The sequence below is a fragment of the Gordonia jinhuaensis genome (assembly GCF_014639795.1).
Classification (GTDB): Bacteria; Actinomycetota; Actinomycetes; order Mycobacteriales; family Mycobacteriaceae; genus Gordonia_B; species Gordonia_B jinhuaensis.
This window is the reverse complement of record NZ_BMGC01000024.1, coordinates 45,714-63,267: the sequence shown is the minus strand read 5'-3', so window position 1 is coordinate 63,267 and position 17,554 is coordinate 45,714. Positions and strand designations below refer to the sequence as shown.

15 protein-coding genes and 1 pseudogene are annotated in these 17,554 nt (G+C 66.2%); 6 read left to right on the top strand and 10 right to left on the bottom strand.

Annotation, left to right across the window (positions count from 1 at the left end; genetic code table 11):
* The first annotated feature begins 288 nt into the window (after positions 1–288).
* Positions 289–1,596, top strand: coding sequence for a DNA polymerase IV (gene dinB, locus IEW22_RS14710; RefSeq protein WP_188587371.1), 1,308 nt, complete (start codon positions 289–291; stop codon positions 1,594–1,596).
* Positions 1,597–1,607: 11 nt separating this feature from the next.
* Here dinB and IEW22_RS14705 read toward each other — a convergent pair whose 3' ends face one another.
* The 6 genes and pseudogenes from IEW22_RS14705 to IEW22_RS14690 form a co-directional block, all read right to left on the bottom strand.
* A complete protein-coding gene (locus IEW22_RS14705) occupies positions 1,608–1,973 on the bottom strand; it encodes an acyl-CoA-like ligand-binding transcription factor (RefSeq protein WP_308421403.1) in 366 nt (121 codons plus the stop codon).
* A 54-nt stretch (positions 1,974–2,027) separates the two neighbouring features.
* Positions 2,028–2,102: pseudogene (locus tag IEW22_RS20500) on the bottom strand (TetR family transcriptional regulator); the annotation flags it as partial.
* Positions 2,103–2,114: 12 nt separating this feature from the next.
* Positions 2,115–2,249, bottom strand: coding sequence for a hypothetical protein (locus IEW22_RS20495; RefSeq protein WP_308421402.1), 135 nt, complete (start codon positions 2,247–2,249; stop codon positions 2,115–2,117).
* A gap of 19 nt (positions 2,250–2,268) precedes the next feature.
* Positions 2,269–4,509: an MMPL family transporter gene (locus IEW22_RS14700; RefSeq protein ID WP_188587370.1), complete on the bottom strand. Its 2,241-nt coding sequence runs from the start codon at positions 4,507–4,509 to the stop codon at positions 2,269–2,271.
* Between the two features lie 203 nt (positions 4,510–4,712).
* Positions 4,713–4,799 carry a PLDc N-terminal domain-containing protein gene (locus tag IEW22_RS20590; RefSeq protein WP_373284192.1) on the bottom strand — a complete coding sequence of 29 codons (87 nt, stop codon included), beginning with the start codon at positions 4,797–4,799 and terminating at the stop codon, positions 4,713–4,715.
* A 13-nt stretch (positions 4,800–4,812) separates the two neighbouring features.
* The gene (locus IEW22_RS14690; RefSeq protein ID WP_188587369.1) at positions 4,813–5,745 is read right to left on the bottom strand and encodes an NADP-dependent oxidoreductase; all 933 of its coding nucleotides are present in this window, start codon (positions 5,743–5,745) and stop codon (positions 4,813–4,815) included.
* Positions 5,746–6,120: 375 nt separating this feature from the next.
* Between IEW22_RS14690 and IEW22_RS14685 the strand changes: the two genes are divergently transcribed.
* Positions 6,121–7,008, top strand: a complete 888-nt coding sequence (locus IEW22_RS14685) for a TauD/TfdA dioxygenase family protein (RefSeq protein ID WP_188587368.1) — start codon at positions 6,121–6,123, stop codon at positions 7,006–7,008.
* Positions 7,009–7,104: 96 nt separating this feature from the next.
* On the opposite strand, the gene IEW22_RS14680 is transcribed toward IEW22_RS14685, so the two are convergent.
* The 3 genes from IEW22_RS14680 to IEW22_RS14670 form a co-directional block, all read right to left on the bottom strand.
* Positions 7,105–8,514 carry an acyl-CoA synthetase gene (locus IEW22_RS14680; protein WP_188587367.1) on the bottom strand — a complete coding sequence of 470 codons (1,410 nt, stop codon included), beginning with the start codon at positions 8,512–8,514 and terminating at the stop codon, positions 7,105–7,107.
* Between the two features lie 141 nt (positions 8,515–8,655).
* Positions 8,656–9,753 carry an inositol-3-phosphate synthase gene (locus IEW22_RS14675; RefSeq protein WP_188587366.1) on the bottom strand — a complete coding sequence of 366 codons (1,098 nt, stop codon included), beginning with the start codon at positions 9,751–9,753 and terminating at the stop codon, positions 8,656–8,658.
* The gene (locus IEW22_RS14670) at positions 9,746–10,402 is read right to left on the bottom strand and encodes a PadR family transcriptional regulator (RefSeq protein ID WP_188587365.1); all 657 of its coding nucleotides are present in this window, start codon (positions 10,400–10,402) and stop codon (positions 9,746–9,748) included. Before IEW22_RS14670 ends, IEW22_RS14675 begins: the two co-directional genes overlap by 8 nt.
* Before the next feature lie 237 nt (positions 10,403–10,639).
* Between IEW22_RS14670 and IEW22_RS14665 the strand changes: the two genes are divergently transcribed.
* The 3 genes from IEW22_RS14665 to IEW22_RS14655 all read left to right on the top strand — a co-directional run bounded on the left by IEW22_RS14665 (position 10,640) and on the right by IEW22_RS14655 (position 15,235).
* Positions 10,640–11,038, top strand: coding sequence for a DUF5318 family protein (locus IEW22_RS14665; RefSeq protein WP_308421401.1), 399 nt, complete (start codon positions 10,640–10,642; stop codon positions 11,036–11,038).
* Between the two features lie 464 nt (positions 11,039–11,502).
* Complete coding sequence (locus IEW22_RS14660) at positions 11,503–13,644, top strand: transglycosylase domain-containing protein (RefSeq protein WP_229742728.1); 2,142 nt, start codon at positions 11,503–11,505, stop codon at positions 13,642–13,644.
* Positions 13,634–15,235, top strand: a complete 1,602-nt coding sequence (locus IEW22_RS14655) for a glycosyltransferase family 87 protein (RefSeq protein WP_188587364.1) — start codon at positions 13,634–13,636, stop codon at positions 15,233–15,235. Before IEW22_RS14660 ends, IEW22_RS14655 begins: the two co-directional genes overlap by 11 nt.
* A 30-nt stretch (positions 15,236–15,265) precedes the next feature.
* On the opposite strand, the gene IEW22_RS14650 is transcribed toward IEW22_RS14655, so the two are convergent.
* Positions 15,266–15,979: a sulfite exporter TauE/SafE family protein gene (locus tag IEW22_RS14650; protein WP_188587363.1), complete on the bottom strand. Its 714-nt coding sequence runs from the start codon at positions 15,977–15,979 to the stop codon at positions 15,266–15,268.
* An 86-nt stretch (positions 15,980–16,065) separates the two neighbouring features.
* On the opposite strand from IEW22_RS14650, the gene pdxR reads away from it, so the two are divergent.
* Positions 16,066–17,547, top strand: a complete 1,482-nt coding sequence (gene pdxR, locus IEW22_RS14645; protein ID WP_188587362.1) for a MocR-like pyridoxine biosynthesis transcription factor PdxR — start codon at positions 16,066–16,068, stop codon at positions 17,545–17,547.
* The last annotated feature ends 7 nt before the right edge of the window (positions 17,548–17,554 follow it).

Here is a 17,554-nt window from a genome sequence, read left to right as displayed (position 1 = left end):
GGAATGTGTCGCAACATCCAGATTTCCGGAGACCAGGGGCGTCTCACGTCATCGACACGCCAGCCCGCTGACCAGGCATTGCCCGCTCAAGTTCGAAGAGCCGGTAATGCATTGGGCAACTTAGCCCTCTCTTGGGGTGAGCATGCGATGGCCTTGGGAGAAACCTGCGAAGAGTGTAACTGCGGGCGAGCGAGAGTAAATCATATTTAATCTTTACGCGGCAACAGTCGACTGTTCCGACTACGTTCGGCCCTTGCGACGGCACTTGTCGGACTCGTATGCGAACATATGTTCGTGTCGAGAGTTGCTGCGCGGGGTCGGGCCGAGGCGTCGATCCTGCATGCCGATCTCGACTCGTTCTATGCCTCGGTCGAGCAGCGCGACCAGCCGTCGCTGCGTGGACGGCCGGTGATCGTCGGGGGTGGTGTGGTGCTCGCGGCGTCGTATGAGGCGAAGGCGTTCGGGGTGCGCACGCCGATGGGTGTGCGCGATGCGATGGCGCTGTGCCCGGGAGCGATCATGGTGCCCCCGAGGTTCGAGGCGTACACCGCGGCCTCACGAGCGGTGTTTGAGATCTTCGAGGACACCACCCCGGTGGTCGAGCCGATCTCGGTCGACGAGGCGTTCCTCGACGTCGGCGGGCTCCGGCGGCTGGTCGGAAGTCCGAAAGACATTGCCGCTCGGTTGCGTAACCGGGTACGTACCGACGTCGGGCTCCCGATCAGTGTCGGCATCGCGCCGACGAAGTTCCTGGCCAAAGTCGCCAGCGCGGCGTCGAAACCAGATGGCTTGCTCGAGGTAGCACCCGGTACCGAACTCGACTTTCTCCACCCGCTCCCGATCGAAGCGCTGTGGGGTGTCGGTGCGGTCACCTCGAAGGTGTTGCGCGACGTCGGGATCGGGACTGTCGGTGACATGGCCACCGCAGGCGAGAAGTACCTGTGCTCACTGGTCGGGCGCGCGCACGGCCGTCACCTCTACGCACTGTCACTCGCGCACGATCCGCGTCAGGTGCAGACCGGCCGGCGGCGTCGATCCATCGGGGCCCAGCGCGCGCTCGGGCGGCGCGCCCGCAGCCTCGACGATCTCGACGCGGCGCTCACCGGTCTGGTCGAACGGGTCACCCGACGACTCCGCGCCGCGGACCGTGTGTGTCGAACGGTGGTGGTACGCATGCGCTTTGACGACTTCACCCGCGCGACCAGATCACGGACGCGTGTCGAGCCCACCGACAGCACAGATGCGGTGCTCGCGATGGTGCGAGGACTCCTCGACGCTGCGACGCCGATGCTCGCCGATCGTGGATGCTCGCTGATCGGTGTGGCGTTGACGAATCTGGAACCGGCCGATTCGGTGCAGCTGGCCTTGCCGTTCGCTGATGTCCCCGGCGAACGGGCCCATCCCGACCAGCGTCATTCGGATCGCCGCCGGTCGCAACCGCCGGATGACCCGCTGCCGCGCGCACGTCCACCGCGCACCGAACACCTCGACGAGACGGTCGACGAGCTACGAGACAGGTTCGGCTCCACGGCGATTCGCCGCGCGCGCCTACTCCACCGTGACGACGGATTGCAGGTGCCCATGCTCCCTGACTGAGGCCGGCAGGGTCACGACCCGACCGGCAACCCGCACTCGAGTAGGTCGACGGCGCGCAGAAGTTCGTCGAGGCCGCCGTCCCCGTGTGGGTTCTCGGCGTCACCCTGGGCGATCGTCGACATCGCCCCGCCGACGGCCCCGATGAACACGCGCAGTCCGAAGTCATCTGGATTCACGCCGAGATAGGCGGCGATGAATTCGCGTGCCTCGATGATGGCGCGTTCGGTCGCCGCCGCATGGGCGGCGATCAGTACCGGCTCCCGGCGGATCAGTGCCCGCCGCCGCGGATCACTGATCCACTCGTCCTCCACAGCGATGCGATACAGCTGTGTCACGAGTTCGCGGATGATCCCGAACCTCGACAACCCCGGCGGCATGTTGGCGAACACCGCGCGACGCGCCTCGGCGAGGTCGCCGGCCACCACCTGCTCCTTGGTCTGGAAATACCGGAAGAAGGTGGTGGGCGACACCTCGGCCTCACGGGCGATGTGCTCCACGGTCGTGGCGGCATATCCCTGCTATTCGAACAGGGTCATCGCCGCTTCGCGGATCGCCGTCCGGGTACGGACCTTGTGCAGTTCGCGTAGGCCCGTCGGTGCGGCGGGGTGATCGTGGTGCCGCACCGACGCGGTGTCGGTTCTACCGACCGTCATCGTCTGCCTCCGGGCCGACTCAGCTCGCGCCCGCGCCGACCGGCTCCCCGGTCGGCTCGTCGGCGTCGGGGACGCCGCGGTTGCGTACCGCGCTGCCCTCGATGTCGAGGTTCGGCACGATCTTGTCGAGCCACTTCGGCAGACCCCATGCCTTGTCGCCGAGCATCGAGATGATCGCCGGCACCAGCGTCATGCGGATGATGAACGCGTCGAAGAAGACCGCGATCGCCATGGCGAAGCCGAGCATCTTCGAGGTGGTGTCGGGGGCCAGCATGAATGCGGCGAAGACGCTGATCATGATGATCGCCGCCGAGGTGACCACACGGGCACCGTGCCGGTAGCCGGCGATGATCGCATCCTTGGCGCTCATCCCGTGCACGTATTCCTCGCGCATTCGGGTCACCAGGAACACCTGGTAGTCCATCGCGAGGCCGAACACCACGCCGATCAGGAAGATCGGCAGGAAGGACAGGATCGACTGCGGATGGCTGATGATGCCCAGCCAGCCCTCCTGGAAGATCGCGACGGTCACACCGAAGGTCGCGAGCACCGAGAAGATGAAGCCGACGGTTCCGATCAGCGGCACCCAGATCGACCGGAACACCGCCACCATGATCAGGAACGCCAGGCCCACCACCACGATCAGATACGGGATCAGCGCCTTGTCGAGCTTGGCCGACAGATCCGACATGATGGCCGTTTGACCGCCCACATGCAGTTCTGAACCGGTCTTCTCGATCGACGGCGTGATGTCGCGGATGCGTTCCATCAGGTCGTGCGTCTGCGAGTCGGCGGGCGCACTGTTGGGGGTCACCGTGATCAGCGCTGTGTTGGCGCCGACGTTGGTCTGCGGCGGTGTGCCGTTTCCGACCCAGGTGAGCCGGCCGGCATTGGCGACGTCGGGCAACTGCTTGATCTGTGCGACGGCCTGGTCGGCGGCCTGTGTCACGTCGCCGCCGTCCTTGTCGTGCACCACGACCAGCAGCGGACCGTTGATGCCCTCACCGAATCCACGCGCCAGGAGCGACTCTGCGGCAGCCTCGTCCGCACTGGACATCGACAAGCCGAGTTCGATCTTCGACATCGGGATCGCGGCGAGGATGAGGATCACCAGGCCGGCGATCACGAACGGCAGTGGCCGGCGCACCACGAGGCGACCGAAGCGCACGCCGTTGGAGTCGGCGGTCTCCGACTCCTCCGCGTGACGGATCCACGGGATGCGCGGGGTGAAGGCGAAGCGCCCGAACGCCCCCAGTAGTGCGGGGATCAACGTCAGTGCACCGATCACGGCGATGAACACGGCCACCGCGGCTCCCGCGCCCATCTGGGTGATCAGCGGGATGCCGATGACCGTCAGTGCGACGACCGCAATGATGACGGTGAGTCCGGCGAACACGACGGCGGTACCTGCCGTTCCCACGGCACGGCCGGCCGCATCAGCGGGATCACCACCACGCTTTCGTTCACTGCGGTAGCGGGACACGATGAACAGCGCGTAGTCGATCGACACGGCGATACCGAGCATCGTGACGATGGCGGTCGCCGTCTGGTTGATGGTCAGGAACTTCGCGCTCAACGTCACCAGCATCATCGTCAGCGCGACGCCCACGATGCCGGTGATGAGCGGGATGAATGCCGCGACGAGTGCACCGAAGGCGATGATCATCACCACGAATGCCACGGCAAAGCCGATCAGCTCCGAGGAGCCACCCTGCTGGAAGACCTGCATCAGCGAGCCGGTGGCCTCCACCTGCAGCCCGTTGCCCCGATGCTTGTTCAGGATGTCGGTCAGCTTGTCTTTGTCGGCGGTCTTCAGGTCGGTGATGTCGATGTTCTGTTTGACCTGGATCAGTCCCACCCGGCCGTTGTCACCGAGGACGGTGGGAGCGATCGCGGGGTTGGCCTTCGCTGCGACGACGGGGTTGACCATCTCGGCGCCGTTGGAGACCTTCGGGAGTGTCTTCAGGTCGGCGATCAGCGAGTCGATCTGCTGGCCGTGGGACTGCAGTCCGTCGTTGGCCGCCACGAGGACACTCGTCGAGGCGTTGCGTTGATCCTTCTCGACCGCGGGGAAGTACTTCTGCACCTGCGACGTCGCGGTTCCGGCGTCGGTGCCGGGGAGATCGAAATCCTGGGCGAACTTCGGCTTCAGCGCGCCGACGAGGCCGGCGGCGAGCACGAGCAGAACAACCCAGGTGGCGATCACCCACCACTTGTGCCGAAACGAGAACCGGCCCAGCCGGAAGAGCGCAGACGACATCGAGACCTCTCACCACAGGGAACTTGAGTCACACAGAGTCAGGTTGGTACCGACCCCTATGTGTTAGTGACTACCAGTTTGCCTGAAGGCTCGCCGCTGCGTTTTCGGCGTCGAGGCGTCCGAATGCCCGCTGAACTGCGTGGACAGCGTGACCGTCCTCGACTTCCGTGGCCAGGCTCACACTGCGAGTACCGCTTGACCGGTCAGGTGACCCGTTTGCGCCCGAACGCGAAATAGGCCGCCGGCCCGACGACGTTGATGAGCAACACCGGTCGCCACACCATCTTCAGTCTGCCAGTGGTGTCAGTTCACCAGTGCGATCTTCCCGCCGGGGTGCCCGGATTCGGACAGCTTCAGTGCGGCGGTCGCCTCTGCCAGCGGGAACTCCCGGGCCAGGGGCACCACGAGATCGCCGGTCCCGGCCAGCGCGATCAACTCATTCCGCACCGAGTTGCGGTAGATCGTGCTCTCCGGCGACGAGCCGGCGATCGCGCGGAACCCCTTCTCGCCGGCGGCCAGCGGGTTGGCGATGGTGACGATGCGGCGATGGTCGTCGACCAGATCGAGCGACGCCTTCACCGCCTCATGTGTTCCGGCGGTGTCGAGTGCTGCGTCGATCCCGTCCGGGGCGGCCGTGCGCACGCGACGTTCGAGCCCGTGTCCGTATTCGACCGGGATGCCGCCGAAGGATTCCACCTTCTCGAAGTTGGCCTTCGAGGCGGTCCCGATCACCGTGATGCCGGCGCGGCGCGCCAGTTGCAGCACCATCACACCCACCGCCCCCGAAGCGCCGTGCAGCAGGATCGTGTCGCCCTCGGCGGCCTGAGTCACGTGCAGCATCTCTGAAGCGGTGGTTCCCGCGAGCAGCAGATTCGCCGCCTGCGGATGGGGCAGCGTGTCCGGTTTGGCGTACACATCGCTCGCCCGGACGGTGAGTGCGGTGGCATAACCGCCGTAGATGCGAAACGCCAGCACGTCGTCGCCCACCGCAACCGGGCCTGACGCGATCTCGGTGTCGGGTCCGACGGCCGTGATGGTTCCCGAGACCTCGTAGCCGATGAGCGCGGGCAGTGCCGCGTCCTTGCGCATGCTGTGTTTGAGGTCGGCCGGGTTGACGCCGGCTGCGGCCACCTCGATGGTGACCTGCCCTGTGCCCGGTTCGCGTACCTCGGTGGTCTCGAACGCGAAGTCCCGGAGGCCCTTGTGTCCGTTGGCAACCCAGTGTGTTGCTTGCATGACATCGACAGTATCGGCCGCGCGCGACCAGGGGAAAGGATCGCCGACAGCCGGTCGAGTGGCCGGAGAGGGACAAAAACTCACCGTGAGCAGATATCTCGCTGAGATTGTCGCCGCTCGGCGCGGCGGGTACGAAAGAAGGCGTGTCCATCAGCCTGACTCGCCGACTCGCGCTCGATTACGGGCGCTGGAGTACCCAGTCCTGTCGCTGATCGCACCATGCCCGCGGGCCGTACGATGACCGCACACCGACGACTGATCGTCGGCTTCCTGCGCATCGTCGCGCACCGCTGCTGCCCGTGAACCCCCGTGCCACGTCGCACGCGACACCTATGTCGCCGTGAGAGATCTGCCGGCGAGAGAAAGCAGGAACTGATGACCATCGAACTGACCCCCGGACCCGGTCTCTCCCGTGTCGGCGAGGCCTCCCTGACCATCGACAAGTGCGGACCCTCGTTCGGCGCCGAGGTCATCGGCGTCGACGTGGCCACCGCCTCCGACACGCAGGTGGCGGCTCTGCGCGAGGCGCTGGTCGAGTACAAGGTCCTGGTGCTGCGCGGGCAGCAGCTCGACGACGCTGCACACATCGAGTTCGGCAGGCGACTGGGCGACCTCACGACAGGGCATCCGGTTCACGACTCCGGTGATGTGGCGCGTGAGGTGTACGCCCTCGACAGCACCGACAACGGGTTCGCCGACGTGTGGCATACCGACGTCACGTTCATGAAGCGACCACCGCTCGGGTCGATCCTGCGGCCGCTGGTGCTCCCTCCGCATGGCGGTGACACCAATTGGGCCGACACGCAATTGGCATACGAGTCGTTGTCGGAGCCGGTCCGGCGACTGGTCGACGGACTGACCGCTGTACACGACGGTAACCGCGAATTCGGCTACTACCTCGCGCAGAAACGCAACGGTCAGGGCAACGAGTGGGACGGTGAGCAGGTGACCGCACTTGTGCCGGTGGAACATCCGGTGGTCCGGGTACATCCCGAGACCGGTCGCAAAGGTTTGTTCGTCAACCCGGGTTTCACCTCGCACATCGTCGGTGTCTCCGATGCGGAGAGCCGCGCGATCCTCGACATGCTCTACGCCCATCTGACGAAACCCGAACACATCGTGCGACACCGCTGGCGGCTGGGCGATCTCGTGCTGTGGGACAACCGCAGCACCGTCCACTACGCCAATCGCGATTACGGCGACGCCCGCCGCGTGATGCACCGCATCACCCTGGCCGGCGACGTGCCGGTCGGGCCGAGCTGATCACGGCCACTGGGCCCCGCCTTCAGGAGGCTGCGGGTGTGATGGTTCCAGACAGCCGCCAGAAGCCTTGGCTGGCCATGTCCGGTCGGGTGGCGGTCAGTCGAGCAGTTGCTTCTTCTGCACCTTGCCCATTGCATTGCGGGGCAATGCGTCGACGTAGCGAATCTCCCTCGGCCGCTTGTGATGTGACAGCTGGTCGGCGACCAGCGCGATGAGTTCGGTCTCCGGTACCCGATCACCCACCACATAGGCCACGATGCGCTGGCCGAGATCGTCGTCGGGAATCCCCACCACGGCGACCTCCGAGACGGCACCGTGCCCGAGAAGTACGGTTTCGATTTCGCCTGCGCCGATGCGGAATCCGCCGCATTTGATCAGATCGGTGGAAGCGCGTCCGACGATCCGGTGCATGCCGTCGGGGTCGATCACCGCGACGTCGCCGGTGGCGAACCAGCCATCGTCCAACCAGCTCTCGGCAGTTTCGGCCGGGCGGTGTAGATACCCCGAGGCGACCATCGGTCCGCGGATGTGCAGATCGCCGACGGTCTCACCGTCGTGCGGCAGATCCGTTGCACCGGAATCGACTTCGGGGCTGCGCAGGCGGGTCTGCACCCCCTCGAGGGGAAGCCCGACCCATCCGGGTCGTCGCTCGCCGTCGACCCGCGTACTGATGGTGATCAGTGTTTCGGTCATCCCGTATCGTTCGACGATCCGATGTCCGGTCAGTTCGGCGATCTGCTCGAACACCGGAACCGGGAGTGGAGCGCTGCCCGAGATGAGCAGCCGGGCAGACGAGAGAGATTGTGCGGCTTCGGGATCGGCGGCAACGCGAGTCCACACGGTGGGCACGCCGAAGAACATCGTGGCACCGTTGTCGGCGGCACGTGCGTAACCGTCCGGTGTCGGCTTCACGGTGTGGATCACTCGGCTGCCGCGACGAAGTGGGCCGAGGACGCCGAGCACCAACCCGTGTACGTGGAACAGCGGAAGACCGTGGGCGAGTGTGTCATCCGCCGACCAGTCCCATGCCTGCGCGAGTGCGTCGAGCCCAGCGGCGATCGCCCGGCGAGTCACCGGAACGCCCTTGGGCAGGCCGGTGGTGCCCGAGGTGTAGAGCAGCAACGCCACCGAGTCGTCGGGCGGTTCGGGATGGGTATGCCATGAACGTGCGTGTCGTCGAACCGGGATGGCGGGCAGCGACGACGTGACAGGCGCCGGGTCCAGCCACGCCTGCGCACCGGAGTCGTTGAGGATGTGGGCCAATTCGCGCTCACCGGAATCCGGCGGCACCGGCACGATGGTCACTCCGGCCTTCAACCCGCCGATGATCGCGAGAATCGTCTCCACACTGGGCGTCGCGAGTACCGCGAGCGTGTGTGCACCGCGAATGCGTTCGGCGGCAGCGGTGGCGGCACCGACCAGATCCTCGCGCGAGAGCACATCGTCGCCGACGGTGATCGCCGCCGGCTGATCGGGTGCGTCAGGGGTCAGCAAGGGAAACAGCACGTGTCTCACTCTGCCACGGCGCTATGGGGCCGCGACCTGATGGCAAAAATCGTCCCCGTGAGCGGAGCGGAGGGGAATGTTCCCTCGGCGTCCGTCACGGGGACGATTTTTGCTACTGGACTTCGCTGAGTCCGTCGAGCGTCAGCCCTTGATGAACTCTTCGAGTTCGGTGCGGGCGACGTCATCGGCGAGCTGCTTGGGCGGGCTCTTCATCAGGTACGACGAGGCCGGGTAGACCGGTCCACCGATGCCGCGGTCCTTGGCGATCTTCGCCGCGCGCACGGCGTCGATGATGATGCCGGCCGAGTTGGGGGAGTCCCACACCTCGAGCTTGTACTCGAGGTTCAGCGGCACGTCACCGAAGGCACGACCCTCGAGGCGGACGTAGGCCCACTTGCGGTCGTCGAGCCACGCGACGTGGTCCGACGGTCCGATGTGGACGTTCTTGTCCTCGATCTTGCCGGCGAGCGAGCCGGTCAGGTTGGAGGTCACGGCCTGGGTCTTGGAGACCTTCTTGGACTCCAGACGTTCACGCTCGAGCATGTTCTTGAAGTCCATGTTGCCGCCGACGTTGAGCTGGTAGGTGCGGTCGAGTGCGACGCCGCGATCCTCGAACAGCTTGGCCATCACGCGGTGGGTGATGGTCGCGCCGACCTGGCTCTTGATGTCGTCGCCGACGATCGGGACGCCGGCGTCCTCGAACTTCTTGGCCCACTCGGGGTCAGAGGCGATGAACACCGGGAGTGCGTTGACGAAGGCGACGTTCGCGTCGATCGCGCACTGGGCGTAGAACTTGTCGGCCTCATCCGAGCCCACCGGCAGGTAGGAGACGAGCACGTCGACCTTCGCGTCCTTGAGCGCCTGGACCACGTCGACACCGTCGCCGGGAGCCTCGGTGATGGTCTGGCGGTAGTACTTGCCCAGGCCGTCGAGGGTGTGGCCACGCTGCACGGTGACGCCGGTCGGCGGCACGTCGGCGAACTTGATGGTGTTGTTCTCGCTGGAGAAGATGGCGTCGGAGAGATCGAAGCCGACCTTCTTGGCGTCCACGTCGAACGCGGCGACGAACTCGACGTCGCGGACGTGGTACGGGCCGAACTTGACGTGCATCAGACCGGGCACGGTCTGGTTCTCGTCGGCATCGGAGTAGTACTGAACGCCCTGCACCAGGGATGAGGCGCAGTTGCCGACGCCGACAATCGCGACGCGCACCGGCGTGCTTGCAGTTGTGTCACCCATGGTCGGGTTCCCCTTCTACTTTCTCTGTTACTTGTGAGTCGCCGGACGATCCGGACGCGGATGAGCGGGCCGAGGCTTGGGCGGTTGCCTCACCTGGGCCGGCTGGAGTGGAGTCGACGTCGTCGGCGTGATCCGCCGATTCGGCCGCGATGAGCTCGTTGAGCCAGCGAACCTCACGCTCGCTGGTCTCCAGGCTCAGCTGATGGAGCTGCCGCGTGTAGCGGTCGACTGTGCGGGTGGACCGGCCGACTGCTTCGCGAAGTCCTTCGCGACGCTCTTCGACCTGACGCCGCCTGCCCTCGAGGATCCGCATCCGCGCAACGGCAGGGGTGCGGCTGAAGAAGGCCAGGTGGACGCCGAAGCCATCATCGGTGTAGTTCTGCGGCCCGGTGTCGGCGACCAGCTCGGCGAAGCGCTCCTCACCCTTGGGGGTGAGGGTGTAGACGCGACGTGCGCGGCGTTTGACCGTGCCCGTCGGGCCGGCCTCTTCGACGATCAAGCCGTCGGCCTGCATCCGGCGAAGCGTCGGATACAGCGATCCATAGGAGAACGCCCGGAACGCACCGAGCAGACCTGTGAGGCGTTTGCGCAGTTCGTAGCCGTGCATCGGCGACTCGAGCAACAGGCCCAGGATTGCCAGTTCGAGCATCGCGGGCCCCTTTCTCGTGGTCTCCGGTGTAGTCGACGGGTTCGTTCCCAACCGCTAGGTCGTGGTGACCCGTATTGCCGATGCTACTCGCGTATGTATCGGGCCGATATAACCGCTGCGGTGGACTGAACACTAACACACGGAATCGGCCAGTTGTCCAGAGCCGAACCTCCGGGTGTCGTGGTGTGCGCCACCCGGTAGCGGCCACAGCGCCGAGAGCCGACGTACCCTTGACGGGTGCAGCGACAAACCGTGGACTACGCCCTCCGGCGGCGATCCGTGCTCGCGGCCGTTCGTTCCGGTCGCACGGCGGTTGCCGAGGTCTGCGATGCAGATCCCTACCTCCTGCGCGCCGCGAAGTTCCACGGCCGCGGCAGCGATGTCGTGTGCCCGATCTGCCGTAAAGAGCAGGTCACGCTGGTGTCCTGGGTGTTCGGCGACTCCCTGGGCGCGATATCGGGTTCGGCTCGCTCAGGTGAGGAGATCACCGAGCTCGCAGCCACCCACGAGGAATTCAGCGTGCACACCGTGGAGGTCTGCCGCACCTGCCACTGGAACCATCTGGTCCAGTCGTATGCACTCGGCCGGCCGGCGACCGGCAAACCCCGACGCCGCCGCCGCGCAGCGGGGCACTGAAACTCCCGCCGCGCAGCGGGGCACTGAGAACCGAGCCGCGCAGCGGGGCACTGAAACTCCAGTCGCGCAGCGGGGCACGTGATCGGCGCTGTGTGCCGATCGCACCGGGCCCGCCCACCCGGATTCAGGCTGTCGAACCCTCGCGCTGACATGCGACGACCTCGACGATCGGTGTGCTTTCGGGCACCAGCAGTCCGTTGTGGTCGGTTCGGCCCGCTATCTTGGATGGTCGGCGCGGTTTGCTCGGTTTGGGGCTGCTGTGCCGCGGCGTGTGTTGGCGCCGAACGAGTAGTGCGATCGGAGAGACATCAGTGAGCAACCGTCCCGGCGGAGCCAATGGGCGTAGGTCCGCGCCGAGAGAAGGCTCGGGCCGAAACAAGGCCGTCGCGTGGACGGTCGGGATCATCGGCAGCATCGTCCCGATCGTGGTCATCGTCGGCGTCGTCGCCTTCCTGTTCACCTATATGACGGTCTCGGTGCCCAAGCCCGGCGACATCAAGCAGAACCAGGTCGCCACCATCACCTACGACAACGGCGCCACGCTGGCGACGATCGTCCCGCCCGAGGGCAACCGCACCGACGTGGCGCTCAAGGACATCCCCGAGGGTGTGCAGAACGCCGTCATCGCCGCCGAGGATCGCGAGTTCCGCACCAACTCCGGCTTCTCTGTCCGCGGCTATGCCCGCGCTGTGCTGGGCAAGCTCACCGGCAACGATTCCGCCGGCGGCGGCTCCACCATCACCCAGCAGTACGTGAAGAACGCCCTGGTCGGCGATCAGGTGAGCTATCAGCGCAAGTTCAAGGAACTGGCGGTGTCGACGAAGATGGCCACTTCCTGGTCGAAAGACCAGATCATGGAGGCCTACCTCAACACCATCTACTTCGGGCGCGGAGCCTATGGCATCGCCGCGGCGTCCAAGGCCTACTTCAACAAGGACGTCAAGGATCTGACCGTCCCTGAGGCGGCGGTCCTGGCGTCATCCATCCGGTCGCCCTCCTACTACGACCCGGCGGTCAATCACGATGCCGCCGTGGGCCGCTGGCATTACGTGATCAACGGCATGGTCAAGATCGGCGCGATCACGCAGCAGCAGGCCGACACGATGGAGTACCCGAAGGTGCTCAACCAGAGCCCCACCGAGGTGGGGGTCACCCAGGGCCCCGCAGGTTTGATCAAGAGTCAGGTGCTCAGTGAGTTGTCGTCGCTGAACATCTCCGAGCAGGAGGTGCGCACCGAGGGACTCAAGATCACCACCACGATCGACCCGCAGGTACAGCGCGCCCTGGTGAACAACGCCAACGGCAAACTCGACGGCGAGCCCGACAACCTGCGTACCGCCGCGGTGTCGATCGACCCGCGTACCGGCGCGGTCCGTGGTTACTTCGGCGGCAACGACGGCCAGGGCTACGATTACGCGCAGGCCGGTCTGCAGACCGGTTCGTCATTCAAGGTCTTCGCGCTCGCCGCAGCGCTCGAGCAGGGAATCCCGCTGTCGAAGGTCTACAGCTCGGCGCCCTACACCACCTCCACCGGCCAGGACATCGAGAACTCCGACGGTGAGAGCTGCGGGAGTTGCAACCTGGCGGTGGCGCTGAAGATGTCGCTGAACACCGTCTACTACCGGCTGATGATGGACCTCGACGGTCAGGCGCGCGCCGTGGCCGACGCCGCCCATCAGGCCGGCGTCGCCGAGAGTTTCGGCGACATCGCCCACACGCTGACCAACGCCGACGGCAACGTCGAGGGCGGTGTGGTCCTCGGGCAGTACCCCAGCCGGGTGATCGACATGGCCTCGGCCTACGCCACATTCGCCGCCTCGGGTATCTACCGCGCGCCGCATTTCGTGCAGAAGGTGGAGACCTCCGACGGCAACGTCCTCTATGAGCGCACCCCCGACAAGGGTGAGCGCCGGTTCCCCGCCAAGGTCGCCGACAACCTGACCGCGGCGATGGAGCCGATCGCCGCGTATTCGCGCGGCCACGCTCTCGACGGCGGGTCGCGGCCGTCGGCGTCCAAGACCGGTACCACCCAGCTGGGCGATACCGGATACAACAAGGACGCCTGGATGGTCGGCTACACCCCGCAGCTGTCCACGGCCGTGTGGGTGGGCACCGACAACGGTGCCAAACTGCTCAACTACTCGGGCAGCATCATCTACGGTTCGGGGCTGCCGTCGGACATCTGGCAGTCGGCGATGGACGACGCGTTGCAGGGCCAGGAGATCATGCAATTCCCCGAACCGGCCGAGGTCGGCGGTCAGGCCGGTGTTCCGACGACGTACCAGCCGACCACCACCTACGCGCCCAGCACCACTGAGCAGCGCACCGCGCCCTCCCCGACGCAGACCCAGGAACAGACCCAGCCCGCACTGCCGAGTTACATCCCGCCGGAGTTGACGATCGCACCGGGCATCACGATCCCGCTTCCCGGCGGCGGTCAGCAACAACAGACGACCGAGCAGGCGCCGGACGACGAACAGGGCAACGGCGTCAACAACAACGCGGTGCCGGGCGGGGGTGCCGGCACCGCCAACGACGAGGGTGACGGCGCCGGCCGCAGCGGTAACGGTGTCCGGACCGGTACCGGGGCCGGTGGTGGCGGATAACCGTCACCCTCGCGGGGCGCCCGGACCCGCCGGGGATCCAGACGAGTGGGAGTGGGCCGCCACCCCGGCGGCCGACCTGCGGGAGAACACCGAGCTGGTCATCCCGTCTCGATCGGACGGGATCGTGCGCTCGGCCACGAAACTCGTCGGCGGGCCACTGGGACGCCACGGGGTGGTCGGGCGCGCACGGCTGACCCCGCTGCGTGTGATCCTCGCTCTCGCGCTGGTGGGACTGGCGTTGGGCTGGTCGACCAAAGCCGGTTGTCTGCAGCAGCACTCCGGTTCCGACGGCTTGTCGCTGGACTGGGACCATCATCGTCAGTACATCGCGATGTGCTACACCGACACGGTCCCGCTTTACAGCGCCGAGCGACTCGATCGCGGTGCCTTCCCCTACAAGCTGTCGTGGACCGAGTCGAAAGCCGGCGGTGGCGAACAGCAACGCTTCATGGAGTACCCGGTGATCACCGGTCTCTACATGTACGGCGCGATGCGGGTCGCCAAGGCGTGGACCTGGATGCACGACAACTGGGGCGTGCCGGCTGCGCTCGAGGTGGTGCTCTTCTTCACCGTCGTCGCATTCGGGCTGGCGCTGTTCTGGCTGGTCACGGTGTGGGCCACCGCGATACTCGGGGGCAGACGTATCTGGTCGACGTGGCTGGTTGCCTTGTCGCCGTTGGTGTTCGTGCACATCTTCACCAACTTCGATGCGATCGCCACGGCATGTCTGGCTGTGGCGCTGCTGTTCTGGTCGCGCCGGAACCTGTGGGCCGCAGGCGTGTTCATCGGGCTCGGGACTGCGGCCAAGCTGTATCCGGCGCTGGCGCTGCTGGTTCTGTTGGTGCTGTGTCTGCGCACGGGCAAGGTGCGCGAGTTCGCGGTGACAGCGGTGTGCGCGGTCGCGACGTGGCTTGTGGTCAACGTGCCGATCCTCGCTCTCTACCCGCGTGGATGGTGGGAGTTCTTCCGGCTCAACTCCGATCGCAACCCCGACGTCACCTCCCTGTACCGCGTCGTCACGGAAGTGAGCGGCTACGACTGGGGCGCCGGCGGCGGCTCGACACCCACACTGGTCAACGCGATTTCGTTGGCGCTGTTCGTGCTCGTGTGCCTGTTCGTCGCGTTCCTGGGATTGCGCGCGCCGACGCGTCCGAGGGTGGCGCAACTGCTGTTCCTTCTCGTCGCGGGATTCCTTCTGGTCAACAAGGTCTGGAGTCCGCAGTACTCGCTGTGGCTGGTCCCGTTGGCGGTGCTGGCCATACCCCATGCCCGAATCCTGTTGACCTGGATGACCGTCGACGCACTCACCTGGATTCCGTTGATGGGCATCTTCCTGCCCGCCGACGCCCGATGGTTGCCACCCGGCTGGTTCTTCACCTTCCTCGTGGTGCGTGCAGTGCTGGTACTCGGCCTGTGCGCGCTGGTGGTGTTCGAGATCTATCGACCCGAATACGATCTGGTGCGCAATCCCGAACCGGGTGTGCGGATCGCCGACCCGATCGGCGGCGTGCTCAACGATTCCCAGGGTGAGACGGTGCGGCTGCGTGCGGGATCGTGGCAGCGGGCCGACACGGCACGCGCGTCGGGCTGACCTGTCGCGTCACGAAGTCCCAGACGCTGGTCACCACGTGCGGATGACCAGCGCAGCACCCCCGAGTACCGACAACATCAGTGCGGCGCGCGAGACGGTCGTCGCCGAGACCCTGCGCGAGAGCGGGATGGCAACGGCGAACCCCACCAGCACTGGACCGAGCAGCAGTCCGGCCACCGCCGCATCGTGCGGTGAGGTGCGGTTTCCGGCAGCCAGCAACGCGAGGGTGGCCACCGAGAGCACCGCGAAGATCGCCGACAGCGTCGAGCGCACGGTCGCCGCCGAGGGCCCCCGATAGGTGAGTGCGACGGGCGGCCCGGGAAGTGCGGCAAGGTAATTCAGCATCCCTGCACCGACACCGGCGGCAAGGGTCGTGCCGCCGGTGATCGGTACGCGCGCTCCGGCGAGTCCCGCGATCCCCGAAGCCACCACCACCGTCCCGACGCACATCATGAGGATGTGGGCCGGCAGCGCCTCGGCGATCGCGAATCCCACCGCGGTTCCCGGGACTGCCGCCGCACAGCACCGTTGGACGAACGGCCAGTCGACGTGGCTGCGTTCGCGCGTGGCGGTCAGCGTGCAGACGGCCGTCGCGAGCCACAGCAGCGTTCCCGGGATCACCTGCGGCCACAGCACGATCAGCACCGGTGCGGCGACGATGCCGAAGCCGGAGCCGGTGACCCCCTGCACGGCGGCGGCCACCACCACGGTGACCACGGCGGCGGCGAGCGACAGTGCGAACATGCTCCTATGATCGTGGCGGGCTGTCTCGACGAAAAGATCCAGAAGCAGCCCAACCGGTGGTGCCAGTAGGGATGGGTGGGCGGTCGATGGGCGATATGGACGACGAGTTCGCGGGCCTGCTTCTCGACCAGTCCTCGGCGGTACCGCTGTACCGGCAGGTGCGTGGTCTCCTCGAAGACCAGCTCGCACGCGGTGTTTACGGGCCATCGCGGCCGATGCCCTCGACCAGATATCTCTCGTCGGCACTGGGGGTCTCGCGCAACACCGTGGCGCTCGCCTATCAGGAGCTCACGTCACTGGGGCTGGTCGAAAGCAGGCCGAGATCGGGGTTGTATCCAGTCGACGTCGCACAACGCAGCGTCGCACGAGCGCGTCCCCGATCGGTCTCGGCGCCAATGGACTGGGGGCAGCGGCTGGAGACCCACCGCGCTCAGCTGCCCCAGTTGCCGGTCACTCGCGCGCCGGCGTTTCCCGACTGGCAGGACTATCCGTATCCGTTCATCAGCGCCCAGCCCGAACTCTCCTCGTTCCCCGCACGGGCATGGCAGCGCGCGATGGTCGAGGCGCTGCACACGCCGCATCTGGCTTACAGCGTGCGCGACGCCGGTGACCGCGACGATCCACTGCTGGTGCAGACGCTGTGCGACGAGATCCTCCCGCCTCGGGGGGTGGATGCCTCACCGGATGAGGTACTCATCACTTCCGGTGCGCAGCAGGCGATCTCGCTGATCGCCGATGTTCTGCTCACTCGGCAGTCGACGGTGGCCGTGGAGAACCCGGGCTATGTGGACGCCTGGCACATCTGCGCACGCATCGGTGCGTCGGTGGTCCCGGTGGCCACCGACCACTGGGGTGCTGCGATCGAGAACGCCCCGCATTTCGACGCGATCTATCTGACCCCGAGTCACCACCACCCCACCAACGTGACGTTGAGTCTGCCGCGCCGGCGCCTGCTGATGGAGATGCTCGCCGAGAGAGACGCATTCGTCATCGAGGACGACTACGACAGCGAGTTCCGGTTCCGTGGTCAGCCCACACCGTCACTCAAGGCGATGGACACCGCCGGTCGTGTCCTCTATGTGGGTTCGTTCTCCAAATTCCTCGCCGCCGGTGTGCGACTCGGGTTCGTCGTCGGCCCGCCGGAGGTGATCGCTGAGTTGCGAGCCGAGCGCCATCATCGGTCCAAACATCTGCCCGGTCATCTCCAGCGCGCGATGGGCATCTTCATCGAATCCGGCGACTATCACCGGATGCTGCGCAGTCAGCGTCGGCGGTTGCGCACCAGCTGGGAGACGTTGACCGACAGCGTGCTCCGTTACCTGCCCGCCGCCGAGGAATCGAGCGGCTTTCCGCCCGGCGGGGTGAGTCTGTGGTACACGGCCCCGCCCGAGATCGACTGCAAGAGATGGGCGTTACGTGCCCGGGAGCGTGGGGTCATCGTCGCCGATGGGTCGCGCTACTACTTCCCGGGCACGTGGCGCAATTCCAACCTGCGGATCGGATACAGCTCCATCAAAACCGAGTTGATCGAACCGGGGATCAGGGAATTGGCCGCAGCATTACCGTGACCGCCGG

Coding starts and splice junctions, on each gene's coding strand:
- dinB (WP_188587371.1), top strand. CDS start 289: ATGTTCGTGTCGAGAGTTGCTGCGCGGGGTCGGGCCGAGGCGTCGATC.
- IEW22_RS14705 (WP_308421403.1), bottom strand. CDS start 1,973: ATGCCGCCGGGGTTGTCGAGGTTCGGGATCATCCGCGAACTCGTGACA.
- IEW22_RS20495 (WP_308421402.1), bottom strand. CDS start 2,249: ATGACGGTCGGTAGAACCGACACCGCGTCGGTGCGGCACCACGATCAC.
- IEW22_RS14700 (WP_188587370.1), bottom strand. CDS start 4,509: ATGTCGTCTGCGCTCTTCCGGCTGGGCCGGTTCTCGTTTCGGCACAAG.
- IEW22_RS14690 (WP_188587369.1), bottom strand. CDS start 5,745: ATGCAAGCAACACACTGGGTTGCCAACGGACACAAGGGCCTCCGGGAC.
- IEW22_RS14685 (WP_188587368.1), top strand. CDS start 6,121: ATGACCATCGAACTGACCCCCGGACCCGGTCTCTCCCGTGTCGGCGAG.
- IEW22_RS14675 (WP_188587366.1), bottom strand. CDS start 9,753: ATGGGTGACACAACTGCAAGCACGCCGGTGCGCGTCGCGATTGTCGGC.
- IEW22_RS14670 (WP_188587365.1), bottom strand. CDS start 10,402: ATGCTCGAACTGGCAATCCTGGGCCTGTTGCTCGAGTCGCCGATGCAC.
- IEW22_RS14660 (WP_229742728.1), top strand. CDS start 11,503: ATGACGGTCTCGGTGCCCAAGCCCGGCGACATCAAGCAGAACCAGGTC.
- IEW22_RS14650 (WP_188587363.1), bottom strand. CDS start 15,979: ATGTTCGCACTGTCGCTCGCCGCCGCCGTGGTCACCGTGGTGGTGGCC.
- pdxR (WP_188587362.1), top strand. CDS start 16,066: ATGGGCGATATGGACGACGAGTTCGCGGGCCTGCTTCTCGACCAGTCC.